This window comes from Streptomyces sp. NPDC058985, assembly GCF_042740985.1.
Taxonomy (GTDB): Bacteria; Actinomycetota; Actinomycetes; order Streptomycetales; family Streptomycetaceae; genus Streptomyces.
The window spans coordinates 79,255-94,082 of the sequence record NZ_JBHYJX010000005.1 but is presented as its reverse complement, the minus strand read 5'-3'; the positions used below and the strand labels follow the sequence as shown (position 1 = coordinate 94,082).

The window sequence follows — 14,828 nt, the reverse complement described above, 5'->3', positions numbered from 1 at the left end:
GACGTGAGCGGCGAGGCCAGGGGCGGTCGCGGCGCCCAACTCAAGCACACCGGTCTGCGTCCCGGCTGGACCACGGGTGCCTGCGCGACGGCGGCGACGACCGCCGCGTACACGGCGCTGCTGGCGGGTGAGTTCCCCGACCCGGTGACGATCACCCTGCCCAGGGGCCAGACGCCGTCCTTCGTGCTCGCGGCCGAGGAGCTGACGGACGGCCACGCGATGGCGGGGGTGGTGAAGGACGCGGGCGACGATCCGGACGTCACGCACGGGGCGCTGGTGCGGGCGACGGTGCGGCGGCTGCCCGCCGGGTCCGGGGTCGTCTTCCGCGCCGGACCGGGCGTGGGCACGGTCACCCGGCCCGGCCTGCCGCTGCCGGTCGGCGAACCGGCCGTCAACCCCGTGCCCCGGCAGTTGATGCGCGACCACGTCGCACGCGTCGCCGAGCGGTACGGCGGCAGCGGCGACGTCGAGGTCACCGTCTCCGTCGACGACGGCGAGGAGATCGCCCGGTCCACGTGGAACCCCCGGCTCGGCATCCTCGGCGGCCTCTCCGTCCTGGGCACCACCGGGATCGTCGTGCCGTACTCGTGCTCGGCGTGGATCGACTCGATCCGGCGCGGGGTGGACGTGGCCCGCGCGGCGGGGCGTACGCATGTCGCGGGGTGCACCGGCTCCACCTCGGAGCGGACGGTTGTCGAGGAGTACGGGCTGCCCGAGGACGCGCTGCTGGACATGGGCGACTTCGCGGGCGCGGTACTGAAGTACGTCCGCCGTCATCCCGTGGACCGCCTGACGGTGTGCGGCGGTTTCGCGAAGCTCTCCAAGCTCGCCGCCGGCCACCTCGATCTGCACTCCGGGCGCTCCCAGGTCGACAAGGGCTTCCTCGCCGGGCTCGCCCGGCGCGGCGGCGCCGACGAGGCCCTGGCCGCCGAGGTGGCGGGGGCCAACACCGGGCTCGCCGCCCTGCAGCTGTGCCGGGCGGCCGGCGTTCCGCTGGGCGACCTGGTGGCGGGGGCGGCCCGCGACCAGGCGCTGGCCGTGCTGCGCGGGGCGCCGGTCGCGGTCGACGTGATCTGCGTCGACCGCGCGGGGACGGTGGTGGGCCGCAGCGGGGTGGCCTGAGCGCGGGACACGCGGGACAGGGGACTACCCGTCCGCGTGGCCGGTCTCGTCCCGCACCGGGCCCACCCGCAGGCGGTTGCCGTCCGGGTCCCGGAGGGCGAGCTCCCGTCCCCAGGGCTGCTCCTCGGGCACGACGCCGAACTCGGCGGCGACCGCGTCGAGGTCGGCGACCCGCAGATACACCAGGGTGTCCGGGCGCGCGTCGCCCTCGTGCTCCGACAGATGGAGCCGAACCCGCCCGCGGGCGACCTCCGTGTACACGGGGAATCCCGCCTCGAAGCGGTGCTCCCACTGCTGGGCGAAGCCCAGCCGGGCGTACCAGCGCACCGCCGCCGCGGCGTCGCGCACCCGCAGGACCGGGATGACCTCCTCGGCCGGTGCCGCGGACTCAGCAGACATGCCGGTCCCTCTCCGCCGAGTACAGGTGGCTGTCGCGGAACTGCTCCGCGCCGAGCGTCCGCCCGACCATGATGACGGCCGTGCGCAGCACCCCAGCGTCCTTCACCTTCCCGGCGATCTCGTCGAGCGTGCCGCGCAGGACCAGCTCGTCGGGGCGGGAGGCGTAGGCGACGACGGCGGCGGGGCAGTCGGCGCCGTAGTGCGGCAGCAGCTCGTCCACCACGCGGTCCACGTACCGGGCGGCGAGGTGCAGCACGATCAGCGCGCCGCTGCGGCCCAGGGTGGCGAGGTCCTCGCCCTCGGGCATGGGGGTGGCCTGCTGGGCGACGCGGGTCAGAATGACCGTCTGCCCGACCGTCGGCACGGTCAGCTCCCGCTTCAGGGCGGCCGCCGCCGCGGCGAAGGCGGGAACGCCCGGGACCACCTCGTACGGCACCCCGGCCGCGTCAAGCCGCCGCATCTGCTCCGCGACCGCGCTGAAAACCGAGGGGTCCCCGGAGTGCAGCCGGGCGACGTCGTGGCCCTCCTCGTGCGCGCGGACCAGTTCGGCCGTGATCTCGTCCAGGGTGAGCCGCGCGGTGTCCACCAGCCTCGCGTCCGTGGGGCACTCCGCGAGCAGTTCGCGCGGCACCAGGCTGCCCGCGTACAGGCAGACCCGGCAGGCGGCGAGCGTCCGGGCGCCGCGCACCGTGATCAGGTCGGCGGCGCCGGGGCCGGCACCGATGAAGTACACGGTCATGTGTCTGCTCCTGCGGATGGTTCGACGGTCTTCTCCACGGCCCACTGGGTGACCGGCATCGCCTGCCGCCACCCGGTGAAGCCGCCCACGGGGACGGCGTGCGCCACGGCCAGGCGGACCAGTTCGCCGCCGTGGCGGCGGTGGGCGTCGGCCAGCAGCGCCTCGGATTCCAGCGTCACGGTGTTGGCCACCATGCGGCCGCCGTCCGGCAGGGCGTCCCAGCAGGCGGCCAGCAGTCCGGGCGCGGTGAGGCCGCCGCCGACGAACACCGCGTCCGGCCGGGGCAGCCCGGCCAGCGCCTCGGGGGCGGCGCCGGTCACCACCCGCAGGCCCGGGACGCCGAGCCGTTCGGCGTTGCGGGTGATGCGTTCGGCGCGGGCCGGGTCGCGTTCGACGGTGATCGCCCGGCAGGCGGGGTGCGTACGCATCCACTCGACGGCGATCGAGCCGGAGCCGCCGCCGACGTCCCACAGGAGTTCGCCGGGGGCGGGGGCCAGCGCGCCGAGCGTGGCGGCCCGGATGTGCCGCTTGGTGAGCTGCCCGTCGTGCTCGTAGGCCGCGTCCGGCAGGCCCGGCACCGCTCCCAGGCGCAGGGCGTCCGGGGCACGGTGGCACTCGACGGCGACGATGTTGAGGGGGTCGCCAGGCGGGTGCGGCGGCGGCCAGTCCTCGGCGGTGGCCGGCGTCGTCGTGCGCTCCCGCACGCCGCCGAGCTGTTCCAGCACCCGCATCCGGCTCGGGCCGAAGCCGCGGTCCCTGAGCAGGGCGGCGACCTCGTCGGGGGTGGTGGCGTCCGCGCTGAGCACGAGGAGACGCCGGCCCTCGTGCAGGGCGGCGGCGAGGCGGGCCGCGGGCCGTCCCACGAGCGTGACGACCTCGACGTCCTCCAGGGGCCAGCCGAGGCGGGCGCAGGCGTGGGAGACGGACGAGGGGTGCGGCAGGACGCGCACGGCGCCGGGCCCGAGTTCTTCGGTGAGGGCGCGGCCGATGCCGTAGAACATGGGGTCGCCGCTGGCCAGGACGGCGATGCGGCGGCCGGCGTGCGCGGCGAGGAGGCCGGGGACCGCGGGCCGCAGCGGGGAGGGCCAGGCGACCCGTTCCCCGGTGCACTCCGGGGGCAGCAGATCGAGCTGGCGTGCGCCGCCGATCACGACGTCCGCGTCGAGCAGGGTCCCTCGCGCGGCGTCCGCGAGCCCTTCCCAGCCGTCGGCGCCGATCCCGACGACGGCCGGTGCGGGGGTCTGGGCGGTGGTCACTGCTGGGTACCTCGGGGTCCGGGAAGGCGGCAGACGCGCTCTGCCGAAGACGCACTCTACGGGGCGCCCACCTGCGCGGAGCCGCTCGGGTGCACATCACCCGTGCACATCGGTGTGTTCTTATTGCACACTGTTCGCAACAGCTTGTTCAGTGCAGGAAGGGGTGGGTGCTGTGCTGGTGCCCATGCGTGCCGGCCGGGTGCCGGCCATCGACCGGGCGGCGCGAGCGGGGGATCCTCGCGCCGCCCTCCTCTCCCCTCCACCGCCGGTGACCGCACGATGACCTCCGGCATCCGCGTCCACCGCGGAACCGGGCTGCTCGCGCACACCGAGGCGCTCCGTTCGGTGTACGCGGACGCGTTCTGCGCGCCGCCCTGGAACGAGGACGAGGAGAGGGCGAGGGAGTTCGCGGCGCGGCTGCGGGTGGACGTGCGCCGGCCCGGGTTCACCGCGGCGACCGCCGTGCGGGACGGGGAGGTCGCCGGCTTCGCCACCGCGTGGACGACCCCGGCCCCCTTCCCCACCGACCGCTGCCACCCGCAGGCCGCCGCGGCCCTGGGCGCCGGCCGCACCGCCGACTGGCTGTGCGGCGCCCGGGAGATCGACGAACTGGCCGTCCGCCGAGCGGACCGCGGCTCCGGTCTCGCGGGCGGCCTGCTCGACGCCGTGACCGAGGACGCGCCCGGGGGACGCGCCTGGCTGCTGACGTCGGTCCGCGGCGGAGGGGCCCTGGCCTTCTACCGTCGCCGGGGCTGGACCCAGGTGACCCACCCCTCCCCCGACGGCCGGGGCATCGTCGTGCTCCTCGGCCCGCACCATCCGGCCCGTTCCTCGGCGCCGCTTCCCCTCTGAGCGACCTGGTCACGCGTCGGTCCCGGCGCGGCCTGACTGGTCGCACCCGCGTGAGTGATGAAAACTGACGCTATGGACCGCTTGCCACGGCGGAGCATCGCCGGCCAGGTCTTTCTGCTGCAGGTCGGCACAGCGGTGCTGCTCATCGTCACCGCGGTGGTGCTCCTGCTGTTCCAGGCGCAGCGCGACAGCACCGGCGACGCCCGCCGCACGGCCCTGGGTGTCGCGGAGTCCTTCGCCATGGCTCCGGGCACGGCTGCGGCGGTCACGGGAGCCGACCCGACCGCGGTGCTCCAGCCCCGGGCCGAAGCCGTCGGCAGGGCCTCCGACGTCGACTACGTCGTGGTGTTCGACGACGCGGGGATCCGCTTGACACACCCCGACCCGGCACTGATCGGGAAACGCGTCATCAGCCCGAACGGACTGCTGGAGGAGGTTCTCGGCGGCCGGTCGGTCACCCGGACGTTCGACACGAGCGTGGGCCCGACGGTGAACGCCGACGCCCCCGTGCGGGCCGCCGACGGCCGCGTGGTCGGCGGTGTGGCCGTCGGCATCACGATCACCAACGTCAACGAGTCGGCCCAGCGCCAACTGCCCGCCCTACTGGTCGCGGGCGCCGCCTCGCTCGCGCTGGCCCTGGGCGCCGCCGCCCTGGTGAGCCGGCGGCTGCGGCGGCAGACGCACGGTCTCGGGCCGGTCGAGATCACCCGCATGTACGAGCACCACGACGCGGTGCTGCACACCATCCGGGAAGGTGTGCTGATCGTCGACGGCGATCGCCTGGTGCTCGCCAACGACGAGGCGCGGCGCCTCCTCGCCCTGCCCGAGCGGTGCGACGGGCTCCCCGTCGACCGCCTCGGGCTGGACCCGGGCATCGTCGAGCTGCTCTCCTCGGGCGACACCCGCACGGACGAGATGCACACCGCCGGGGACCGGCTCCTGGCGGTCAGTCTGCGCCGGCTGGACCGGGACGACACGACCAGGGGCGCGGTGGCCACCCTGCGGGACACCACCGAGGTGCACCGGGAGCGGAGCAGGGCGGAGCGCGCCGGCAAGCGGCTGGAACTCCTCTACGACGCCAGTGCCCGGATCGGCACCACACTCGACGTGGTGCGCACCGCCGAGGAACTGGCGGAGGCGTCGACGCCCCAGTGTGCCGACTTCGTCACCGTCGAACTGCTGGAGGCGGTGATGCGCGGCGAGGAGGCCGCCCCGGGCGACCTGGTCATGCACCGCGTGGTCCTGCACGGTGTCCGCGACGACGCACCGCTGATCCCGGTCGGCGAGGCGATGACCATTCGGCCCGGTACTCCCGCGACGACGGGCCTCGCCTCCGGACACGCCGTTCTGGTCGCGGACCTGGGCGCGGAGGCCGGCTGGCAGCTGCAGGATCCCGACCGCGCGCCCCGGGTCCTCGCCTACGGCATCCACTCGCTGGTCTCCGTTCCCCTGCGCGCCCGGGGCGTCGCGCTCGGCGTGGCCAACTTCTGGCGCGGTGCGGGCTCGGAGCCGTTCACCCGGGAGGACCTGTCCATCACCGAGGAACTGGCGTCGCGGGCCGCGGTCGCCATCGACAACGCGAGGCGCTACCACCGCGAGCACACCGTCGCGGTGGCTCTGCAGCGCAGCCTGCTGCCGCACGGACTGCCGGTGCAGAACGCCCTCGACGTCGCCTACCGCTACCTGCCGGCGCAGGCGGGCGTGGGCGGCGACTGGTTCGACGTGATTCCGCTGTCCGGCGCGCGGGTCGCCCTCGTGGTGGGCGACGTGGCAGGTCACGGTCTGCACGCCGCGGCCACCATGGGCCGGCTGCGGACCGCCGTGCAGAACTTCGCCGGGCTCGACATGGCTCCCGACGAACTCCTCGGCCACCTCGACGAACTGGTGACCGGCCTCGACCGGGACCGCACCGAGACGAGCAGCGGTTCGGACATCGTCGGTGCCACCTGTCTCTACGCCGTGTACGACCCGGTCTCCGGTGACTGCGCCATGGCCCGCGCCGGGCACCCGCCGCCGGCCGTCGTCCGCCCGGACGGCAGCGTGGACTTCCCCGAGCTGCCGCCCGGCCCTCCGCTGGGCCTCGGTGGCCTGCCCTTCACCCCGGCCGAGTTCCGGCTTCCCGAGGGCAGTCGGCTCGTCCTGTTCACCAACGGACTGGTGACGGACCGGGGCCGGGACATCGAGGCGGGCCTCGACCTGCTCCGCAGGCGGCTCACCGGCGCGGACCGGACGCCGGACGAGACCTGTGCCGTGCTGCTGGACGCGCTGCTCCCCGACCGGCCCGACGACGACATCGTCCTCCTGGTGGCCCGGACCCGGGCCTTCCCGGCCGACCGGGTCGCCGAATGGAACGTGCCGCGTGACCCCTCGGCCGTCGCCGGCGTCCGGGCCGACGCGACGCGCCGGCTCACGGAGTGGGGCCTGGAGGAGACGGCGTTCACCACCGAGCTGATCCTCAGCGAGCTGGTCACCAACGCCATCCGGCACGCGGCCGAACCGGTGCGTGTCCGGCTGCTGCTCGACCGCAGCCTGATCTGCGAGGTCTCCGACGGCAGCAGCACGGCACCCCACCTGCGCATGGCCGCCACCACCGACGAGGGAGGCCGCGGCCTGTTCCTCGTCGCCCAGTGCGCCCGGCGCTGGGGCACCCGGTACCACGCGCAGGGCAAGGTCATCTGGACGGAACAGCCCCTGAACGCGCTGGACCCCGACGGGCCGTGAGCGCCCCGGCTACCCCGCCAGACAGCAGTCGCCGCACTTCGAGCCGTTCGGCGCACGGTAGTAGAGGCAGCAACTGCGGCGCCGGAACGTGAGGTCCGGTCCGGTGATCTCTCCGGTGCCCGCGAGTCGTCCGGTGTTCAGCAGTTCGGCGGTGAGGGCGGTGAGCGGCTCGCGCAGTGCGGGGTGCGCGGCCAGCAGGGCGCGGGCCGCCTCGACGAGCGCCGAGGCGGCGTTGCCGTCCAGCAGCCGTGGGGCGACCTTGACCCGGAGCCCCTGGGCCAGCGCTTCCAGGTGGGCCGTCACCTGCTCGTACAGCGCGAGGGCGGCAGACGGACGTGCCCCGCCGCCGCGCAGACCGGCGGGGCAGGGCAGGCGCAGGGCCGGGCCGTCGTCGGCCCGCTCCAGCCGGCTCAGGTCGAGGACGATGCCGTGCAGGAGTACGCAGGCCAGGGCGGGCGACCAGAGTCGTGCCGCGTGACCCAGGTGGGCGATGGACACGCCGATCCGCGCTTCGGGCGCGCGGTGGCGGTGCGCGACGGCCTCGGCGAGGTCGGTGAAACCCCGCGCGTAGGAGTGGCCGACCGGATGCCAGCCCGTGTCTCCACCCCCGACGCGCAGGACGAAGAAGCCCCCGAGGGCGGCCGCGTCGTGCAGGGCCGCGGTGACGTCGGCGGGCGGCGCCTGATCGTTTGTGCACACCGGTTGCTCCTCGTGAGCGCTGAGTCAGGAGGCCGGGCCCCGTCGCGGGGGCGTGATGGCGTACAGGTCGAGGATGTCGGGCCGCGGTGCGACGCCGGGGCCGCCGGCGCTGACCCAGTCGGCGATGTCCTCGGTGGCGTCGGGGTCGTTGACCAGTCCCAGCCAGACGGGACGGGCGCCGGCGGCGCGGCCCGCCGCGGAGGGCTGGACGACGATCACGTTGGCCTGTTCGCACACGTCGAGGCAGTCCGACACCCGCACGGGCACCCGGGCCCGCAGCCGCGCCGTCTGCGCCGCGTGGTCGACGCCGATGATCTTCGGGGTGCCGCAGCAGCAGTCCCTGCAGACGACGACGCGTGCGGGCGTCGGGTCCGCGGGTGCGCCGGGCGTCGTTTCGGCCGGGCCGGTGTGGGCGGGCATACGGCATCGTCCCTCTCCCCGGGGAGATCCGCCCCGGTGGTCCGTCGAGGAGGCGACCGCGTGAGTCTCCTGGCTCTCGGGTCGTCGCTCGCCCCACCCCTTCCCACCCGGTCGGGCAGTGGTCGTGTGGGGGCTCGCTCGCCGATCACAGTGGCGGGACCGCGCCGGATTCGCACCGGCTTCCTCGGGCCGCCGTCGCCCAATTGCTCCGGGCATCCTCGCATCCCGTCCCGGCAGCTGTCAGCGGGGCCTCGCTCCGTGTACGGGCACCGCGTGCCCGCTGACCACCCGCGCTTTGCGCCCGGCCCAAAGGAACGTAATATCGCCAGGTCATAGCCGCGACGGGAGACAGGAAGCCGGTGCGAATCCGGCACGGTCCCGCCACTGTGACCGGGCGTCACGCCCTCGGCCTGCCCCGCGCCCACCGGGCGGGCAGCCGGGGGCGATCGGCCCCGGGAGTCAGGACACTGGCCTGTCGCGGGCCCGATCCGAGGAGCGCGGACTCCCCAGGAGGCTTACGTGTCAGCCCTGTTCTCCCCTGCCCGACGCCGCCGGAGCCTGCGCGGCACGGCCGCGGCGCTCGCCCTGTCGGCGGCCCTGGTGACCGCCGGGTGCGGCTCGTCCGGCGGCGCCGACGACGCCGGCCAGGACGGTTCGGCATCGGCGTCGTCCCCCGCGGGCTTCCCCGTCACCATCGACAACTGCGGCGTGAAGACGACGTACGACGAGCCGCCGTCCCGGGTGGTCACCATCCATCAGCACCCCGCGGAGCTGATGCTCGCCCTCGGTCTGAAGGACCGCATGGTCGGCACCGCCTTCCCCGACTCGGCCGTCCTGCCGGAGCTGAAGGAGGACTACGAGGCGATACCGGAACTCGCCGAGCGGGAACCGTCGTTCGAGAAGATCCTCGACACCGAGCCCGACCTCGTCTACGGCGGCTACGGCAGCGCCTTCGACGAGAACGAGGGCCGCTCCCGCAAGGCGTTCGCCGACGCCGGCATCGACACCTACCTCAACCGCGAGTACTGCGGCGAGAAGCAGGTGACGATGAAGGACACCTACGCCGAGATCCGTACGGTGGCGAGCATCTTCGGTGTCCCCGACCGGGCCGACAAGCTGATCGCCGACCTGCAGAGCCGTGTCACCAAGGCGTCCGCCGCCGTGAAGGGCGAACCGGAGGTGCCGGTCTTCGTCTACGACAGCGGCGACAAGAGCGCCTTCACCGCGGGCGGCAAGGGCCTGGGCACCGACCTGATCCGGCTGGCCGGCGGCGAGAACGTCTTCGGCGACCTCGACGAGGTGTTCGGCGACGTCTCCTGGGAACAGGTCGTCGAGCGCAGGCCCGAGGTCATCGCGATCTACGACTACGCCGGAGCCGGCAGCGTCGAGCAGAAGAAGAAGTTCCTGCTCTCCCAGCCGGCCCTCGCCGACGTCCCCGCCGTCAAGAACAAGCGGTTCGTCGTCCTGCCGCTGACCGCGACCCTGGTCGGCATCCGGTCGGCGTACGCGGTCGGTGACCTCGCCCGCGGACTGCACCCCGAGAGCTTCCGGTGACCGGCACCGCCACCAAGGCGGTAGCCGAACCGGACCCGTCGGCCGCCCGGTCGCGCCGGGCGGGGCGTGCGACGATGGCGGGGACGTCACTCGCGCTGGCGGCCCTGCTGGTGGCCTCCGCGACGGCGGGCCTGGCCATCGGCTCGGTCCAGGTGCCGCCCGGCCAGGTCTGGGGCATCGTGACGCACGCCCTGGGCGCCGACTTCACCCAACCGGACTGGTCCCGCGCGCGGGAGACCATCGTCCTCGACGTACGGGCGCCGCGCGTCCTGCTGGGAGCGGTGACCGGTGCGGGTCTCGCGGTGGTGGGCACCGCCCTTCAGGCGCTGGTCCGCAACCCGCTCGCCGAGCCGTACCTGCTCGGCGTCTCCTCCGGCGCCTCCCTCGGCGCGGTCTCGGTCATCGTCTTCGGCGTCGGCTTCCTCGGTCCCCTGTCGCTGTCCGCCGCCGCGTTCGCCGGTGCCCTCGGCGCCCTGGCGATCGTGTACGCCACCGCCCGCACCGGCGGGCGCATCACCTCGACGCGCCTGGTCCTGTCGGGGGTGGCGATCGCGGCGGTGCTCACGGCTGTCCTCGACCTGCTGCTGCTCACCACCGACCGCGGCAACGAGGCCCGGGCGGTGCTCGCCTGGACCCTGGGCGGTCTCGGCGGCGTCAACTGGGAGACCCTGTGGCTGCCGGGACTGGCCGTGCTGCTGGGCATCGGCGTGCTCCTGGTGCAGGCCCGCAACCTCAACCTGCTGCTGGCCGGCGAGGAGGCGGCGACCACGATGGGCCTGGACGTCGCCCGCTTCCGGGCCCGCATGTTCGTGCTGCTGTCCCTGGTCACCGGCGTACTCGTCGCGGCGTCCGGCCCGATCGGCTTCGTCGGCCTGATCCTCCCGCACGTGGTACGGCTGTTCGTCGGCGGCGACCACCGCAGGGTGCTGCCCACGGCCGCGCTCGCCGGAGCGGTCTTCCTGATCTGGGCCGACATCGCCGCACGCACCGTCGCCGCGCCCATGGAGATTCCGGTCGGCGTGCTCACCGCGCTGTGCGGCGGGCCGTTCTTCCTGTGGCTGATGCGCCGGGACGCCCGGCGCGGCACCGACCGAGGAGGAGCATGAGCGCCGCGACCGACCTGTCCGTCGAGGGCGTCACCCTCACCGCCGGAGCACACCACCTGGTGCGCGACGTCTCGCTGACCGCTTCGGCCGGCGAGGTGATCGGCCTGGTCGGTCCCAACGGCAGCGGCAAGTCCAGCCTGCTGAGGGCCGTCTACCGCGTCCTGCGCCCGGACACCGGCACGGTCCGCGTCGACGGCGCCGACACCTGGTCGATGCCCGCGCGGCGACTCGCGCGCACGGTGGCGGCCGTGGTGCAGGACTCGGCCGCGGACTTCGACCTCGCCGTCCGCGAGGTCGTGGCCATGGGCCGCACGCCGCACAAGCGGATGCTGGCCGGCGACACGGCGGAGGACGCCGCCATCATCGACGACGCCCTCGCCGCGGTGGACGCCGGCCGGCTGGCCGACCGCCCCTTCGACCGGCTCTCCGGCGGCGAACGCCAGCGGGTCCTCATCGCCCGCGCTCTCGCCCAGCGGCCCGCCCTGCTGGTCCTCGACGAGCCGACCAACCACCTCGACATCCGCCATCAGCTGGACGTCCTCGGCGTGCTGCGGCGGCTGCCGGCGACCGTGCTGGTCGCCCTGCACGACCTCAACCTGGCCGCGTACTACTGCGACCGCCTCCACGTCCTGCGCGAGGGGGAGGTCGTGGCCTCGGGCCCGCCGGCCGAGGTGCTCACGCCGTCGCTGCTGGCCGACGTGTACGGGGTCGTGGGAGAGGTGAGCGTGCATCCGCGTACGGGCGCCCCCCAGGTGACGTTCGTGCCCGGCGAGCGTCCGGGCGACCTCCTGGCACCGCGGCCGCGCTGACGCGGCCGGCCTCGTCGCGAGCGGGCCGCGTCAGTTGTTCACGTCGCGCTCGAAGTCGTCGGCGCAGGCGTCCCGTTCGCTCTGTGAATCGGCGTGCTGGACGCAGTCGTCGAAGTCCTTGAACTCGTCCGAGTTGAGGATGGACGCGCCGATCGCGATGATCACCACGGAGGCGATCAGACCGAGCGCGCCGAGTACGGCGCCGACGATGGACATCCCACGGCGCGGCGCCCGTCCGCCGCGTGCCCGGCGCGCGCCGATGATGCCGAAGATCAGGGCCAGCAGGCCGAGCAGGGCACCGCCGATGACGGTCCAGAAGAGCAGGACGGCCAGGATGCCGAGGACGAGGGCGGCGACCGCCATGCCGTTGGAGCGTCTCATGCCGGCGTCGTGGTGCGTCTGGTGGGCGTCGCCGGAGGATGCGGGGTGTTCGGGAAACGACACGTCGTCACTCTCATCTCTGTTTCCGACCGGTTGAGTTGCCGTACGTGCCGGATGCCCCGATGTCGACGTCGGATGCCTCGGGCGGCCGGATCCGGCGCCGGCGCCCCGGATGCACGGAGCGGCGGCCGGGCTCCGGCCGCCTTGGTCGATCGGCATCCAAGGGGGCGGCGGCTACGAACCATGAGTGAGGGTTGTGCGCCCTTCACGTCTCCCGTCGTCCCGCAAGGAGGTGAACGCGTCAGGCGGACGGCTCCCGACCGCGTGCGCTCCCCGCTGGGATGCCCCAGTGTCGAGCAGAGCACGGAGGAGCGGGAATGGACGACGGAGCCGAAACGGGCGCGGGAAGGTCATCCGGTGAGAACCGGGTGGACGAGTTGCTCACCCGTGCCGCCACCGGCGACGAACAGGCGTTCGCCGGGGTCTATGACGCCCTGGCGCCGTCGGTGATGGGACTGGTCTTCCGGGTGCTGAGAGACGAGGCGCAGGCGGAGGAGGTGACCCAGGACGTGATGGTGGAGGTGTGGCGTACCGCCGGCCGGTTCCGCCCGGAACGGGGGGCCGCCCGGAACTGGGTGCTGACCCTCGCGCACCGGCGGGCCGTGGACCGGGTGCGGTCCGTGGTCGCGGGCCGGGCCCGCGAGCTGCGCACCGGCTCCGCGGAACTCGACCGGCCCTTCGACGCCGTCGCCGAGGAGGTCGAGGAGCGGGAGGAGCACCGCACGGTCTTCCGCTGTCTGGCGGAGCTGTCCCGGAAGCTGCGGCTGCCCCTGGTGCTGGCCTACTACGAGGGGCTGACCTACGCGGAGGTGGCCGATTCCCTCGCCGCCCCCGCGGGCACCATCAAGTCACGGATGCGTGAGGGGCTGCGGCGCCTGCGCGAGTGTGTGGAGACGGGATCATGACCGTGGGCAGCGGCGACCCGCATCTCGACGTCGGTGCCTACACGCTGCACGCCCTGCCTCCCGACGAGGAGGCCGCCTTCGAGCACCACCTGGCGAGCTGTGCGGCCTGCCGGGAGGAGGCCGACGCCCTGGCGGCGACGGCGGCACTGCTGGCCGCGGGGCAGCTCCGCGCGCCCTCCCCGGAGGTGCGGCGGCGGGTGCTCGCGCAGATCGGGACCGTACCTCAGGAGCGCGACGTCGCCCCCGACCGTGACCTGGAACAGGCCGCGGCTCTGGCGGCGCGCCGCCGACGCAGGGGGCAACGTGCGCTGGCGTTCGCCCTCGCGGCGTCCGTCGCGGCGGCCGCGGCCCTCGGCGGGATCGCCTGGTGGCAGCATTCGGAAGCGGACACGGCCCGGGAGCAGATCCGCGAGGCCGAGGCCGGCGCCGAGGCGCTCGCCGGTGTGCTGGCCGCTTCCGACGCCACGATCAGCACCACGACACTGTCGGACGGCGCGACAGCGAGCGTGGTGACCTCGCGCAGCGAGGGCGAGGCCGCGTTCATCGCGGCCGGTCTCCCGCCGCTCAGCGGCGACCAGGTCTACGAACTCTGGTACGGACGGGGGGACGAGCACTGGCCCGCCGGTCTGCTGCCCGGCACGGGCGGGGACGTGGCGCACGTGATGGAGGGGCCGCTCAGCAAGGCGACCGCGGTCGGTATCACGGTGGAACCCGCCGGCGGCTCACCGCAGCCCACCACCAAGCCTCTCGGCGTCATCGCCCTCCCCGCGTGACCCGCGTGACCTGCGTGACGCGCGAGGACGTCTGTTCCGGGTCGAGGGCGTCGCCGCCGTAGAGGGCCTGTACCCAGTTGCTCTGGTAGACGGTGTCGAGATAGCGCTCACCGAGGTCCGGTGCGATGGCCACGGGGGTCATGCCGGGCGTCCCGTGCCGGGCGAGCCAGCTCGCCGCGCCGCTGACCACGGTGCCGGTGGAACCGCCGAAGAGGAAACCGCGCCGCGCCAGACTCCGGCAGGTGCGTATGGTGTCGACCTCGTCGACGCGCACCGCCTCGTCCACGTACGCCTCGTCGAGGAGCGGCGGCCGGGTGCTCATGCCCAGGCCCGGGATCATCCGGCGGCCCGGCGGGTCCCCGAAGATGGCGGAGCCGACGCTGTCCACGGCGACGATCCGCACCGGCCGGTGCCAGGAGCGGAACCAGCGGGCGCATCCCATGAGGGTGCCGGTGGTCCCGACGCCGATGAAGAGCACGTCCAGACGCGGGAACCGGCGGGCGATGGCGGGGGCGGTCCGGAAGTAGTGGGCCCGCCAGTTGTCGGCGTTGGTGTACTGACTCAGCCAGACATAGTGTGCGTCCGAGGCGCACAGGGCGCGCACATGGGCCAGCCGGGCGCCCAGCAGGCCCCCGGTGGCGTGCTCGTCGGAGACGACGTGCACCTGGCTGCCCAGGGCTTCCATCATCAGCCGGGTGGTCAGGTTGCATCGGGAGTCCGTCACGCAGACGAACCGGTATCCCTTGCTCGCCGCGATCATGCTCAGCGCCACGCCGAGATTGCCGGAGGAGGACTCCACCAGGACGGAGTCCGGGGAGAGTGTTCCGCTGCGTTCGGCGGACTCCACCATCTCGCTGGCCGCCTTCAGCTTGATGGAGCCGGCGAAATTGAAGCCTTCGCACTTGAGGAAGAGCCGGTGCCCGAGCATCGGGGCGAGGTCGACGTAGAGGTCTTCCTCGTTGAAGGACTGGGGGGTGGTGATGACTGGCACGATGCTCTCCTCGGATGTGTCCGGTGGTCGGCGGGACGGCC

General features: G+C 74.1%; 15 protein-coding genes and 2 riboswitches. Of the genes, 8 read left to right on the top strand and 7 right to left on the bottom strand.

The window, feature by feature from the left end; all coding sequences use genetic code 11:
• The first annotated feature begins 3 nt into the window (after positions 1-3).
• Positions 4-1,122 (top strand): cobalt-precorrin-5B (C(1))-methyltransferase, encoded by a 1,119-nt coding sequence (locus tag ACFW01_RS06055; RefSeq protein WP_384502484.1) that lies wholly within the window; start codon positions 4-6, stop codon positions 1,120-1,122.
• Between the two features lie 24 nt (positions 1,123-1,146).
• On the opposite strand, the gene ACFW01_RS06050 is transcribed toward ACFW01_RS06055, so the two are convergent.
• Genes ACFW01_RS06050 through cbiE form a run of 3 tightly spaced genes read right to left on the bottom strand, consistent with a single transcriptional unit; the run spans position 1,147 to position 3,516 of the window.
• A complete protein-coding gene (locus ACFW01_RS06050; protein WP_234958899.1) occupies positions 1,147-1,521 on the bottom strand; it encodes a glyoxalase superfamily protein in 375 nt (124 codons plus the stop codon).
• Positions 1,511-2,260 carry a precorrin-4 C(11)-methyltransferase gene (gene cobM, locus ACFW01_RS06045; RefSeq protein ID WP_234958898.1) on the bottom strand — a complete coding sequence of 250 codons (750 nt, stop codon included), beginning with the start codon at positions 2,258-2,260 and terminating at the stop codon, positions 1,511-1,513. Before cobM ends, ACFW01_RS06050 begins: the two co-directional genes overlap by 11 nt.
• The gene (cbiE, locus tag ACFW01_RS06040) at positions 2,257-3,516 is read right to left on the bottom strand and encodes a precorrin-6y C5,15-methyltransferase (decarboxylating) subunit CbiE (protein WP_234958892.1); all 1,260 of its coding nucleotides are present in this window, start codon (positions 3,514-3,516) and stop codon (positions 2,257-2,259) included. The genes cobM and cbiE overlap by 4 nt, the downstream gene beginning before the upstream one ends.
• A 279-nt stretch (positions 3,517-3,795) precedes the next feature.
• On the opposite strand from cbiE, the gene ACFW01_RS06035 reads away from it, so the two are divergent.
• Complete coding sequence (locus ACFW01_RS06035) at positions 3,796-4,368, top strand: GNAT family N-acetyltransferase (protein ID WP_234958888.1); 573 nt, start codon at positions 3,796-3,798, stop codon at positions 4,366-4,368.
• Between the two features lie 72 nt (positions 4,369-4,440).
• The gene (locus tag ACFW01_RS06030) at positions 4,441-7,089 is read left to right on the top strand and encodes a SpoIIE family protein phosphatase (RefSeq protein WP_234958887.1); all 2,649 of its coding nucleotides are present in this window, start codon (positions 4,441-4,443) and stop codon (positions 7,087-7,089) included.
• 9 nt (positions 7,090-7,098) lie between these two features.
• Here ACFW01_RS06030 and ACFW01_RS06025 read toward each other — a convergent pair whose 3' ends face one another.
• Positions 7,099-7,788, bottom strand: a complete 690-nt coding sequence (locus ACFW01_RS06025) for a (2Fe-2S)-binding protein (protein ID WP_234958882.1) — start codon at positions 7,786-7,788, stop codon at positions 7,099-7,101.
• Positions 7,789-7,812: 24 nt separating this feature from the next.
• Entirely contained in the window at positions 7,813-8,208 is a 396-nt protein-coding gene (locus ACFW01_RS06020) for a (2Fe-2S) ferredoxin domain-containing protein (RefSeq protein ID WP_234958879.1), read from the bottom strand.
• A 62-nt stretch (positions 8,209-8,270) separates the two neighbouring features.
• Positions 8,271-8,394, bottom strand: a riboswitch (cobalamin riboswitch).
• 124 nt (positions 8,395-8,518) lie between these two features.
• A riboswitch (cobalamin riboswitch) is annotated at positions 8,519-8,699 on the top strand.
• Positions 8,700-8,736: 37 nt separating this feature from the next.
• Here ACFW01_RS06020 and ACFW01_RS06015 point away from each other — a divergent pair.
• Genes ACFW01_RS06015 through ACFW01_RS06005 form a run of 3 tightly spaced genes read left to right on the top strand, consistent with a single transcriptional unit; the run spans position 8,737 to position 11,677 of the window.
• Entirely contained in the window at positions 8,737-9,762 is a 1,026-nt protein-coding gene (locus tag ACFW01_RS06015) for an ABC transporter substrate-binding protein (protein WP_384502574.1), read from the top strand.
• Positions 9,759-10,868, top strand: a complete 1,110-nt coding sequence (locus tag ACFW01_RS06010; protein ID WP_384502483.1) for a FecCD family ABC transporter permease — start codon at positions 9,759-9,761, stop codon at positions 10,866-10,868. Before ACFW01_RS06015 ends, ACFW01_RS06010 begins: the two co-directional genes overlap by 4 nt.
• A complete protein-coding gene (locus tag ACFW01_RS06005; RefSeq protein WP_234958872.1) occupies positions 10,865-11,677 on the top strand; it encodes an ABC transporter ATP-binding protein in 813 nt (270 codons plus the stop codon). The genes ACFW01_RS06010 and ACFW01_RS06005 overlap by 4 nt, the downstream gene beginning before the upstream one ends.
• Positions 11,678-11,707: 30 nt before the next feature.
• Here ACFW01_RS06005 and ACFW01_RS06000 read toward each other — a convergent pair whose 3' ends face one another.
• Positions 11,708-12,121 carry a DUF4190 domain-containing protein gene (locus tag ACFW01_RS06000; RefSeq protein WP_234958869.1) on the bottom strand — a complete coding sequence of 138 codons (414 nt, stop codon included), beginning with the start codon at positions 12,119-12,121 and terminating at the stop codon, positions 11,708-11,710.
• A gap of 314 nt (positions 12,122-12,435) precedes the next feature.
• Between ACFW01_RS06000 and sigK the strand changes: the two genes are divergently transcribed.
• On the top strand, positions 12,436-13,023 hold the full coding sequence (gene sigK / locus ACFW01_RS05995; protein ID WP_234958868.1) for an ECF RNA polymerase sigma factor SigK: 588 nt from the start codon (positions 12,436-12,438) through the stop codon (positions 13,021-13,023).
• Positions 13,020-13,796: an anti-sigma factor gene (locus ACFW01_RS05990; protein ID WP_234958860.1), complete on the top strand. Its 777-nt coding sequence runs from the start codon at positions 13,020-13,022 to the stop codon at positions 13,794-13,796. Before sigK ends, ACFW01_RS05990 begins: the two co-directional genes overlap by 4 nt.
• Here ACFW01_RS05990 and sbnA read toward each other — a convergent pair.
• Positions 13,777-14,787 carry a 2,3-diaminopropionate biosynthesis protein SbnA gene (gene sbnA, locus ACFW01_RS05985; RefSeq protein ID WP_234958857.1) on the bottom strand — a complete coding sequence of 337 codons (1,011 nt, stop codon included), beginning with the start codon at positions 14,785-14,787 and terminating at the stop codon, positions 13,777-13,779. The genes ACFW01_RS05990 and sbnA overlap by 20 nt on opposite strands.
• Positions 14,788-14,828 lie beyond the last annotated feature (41 nt).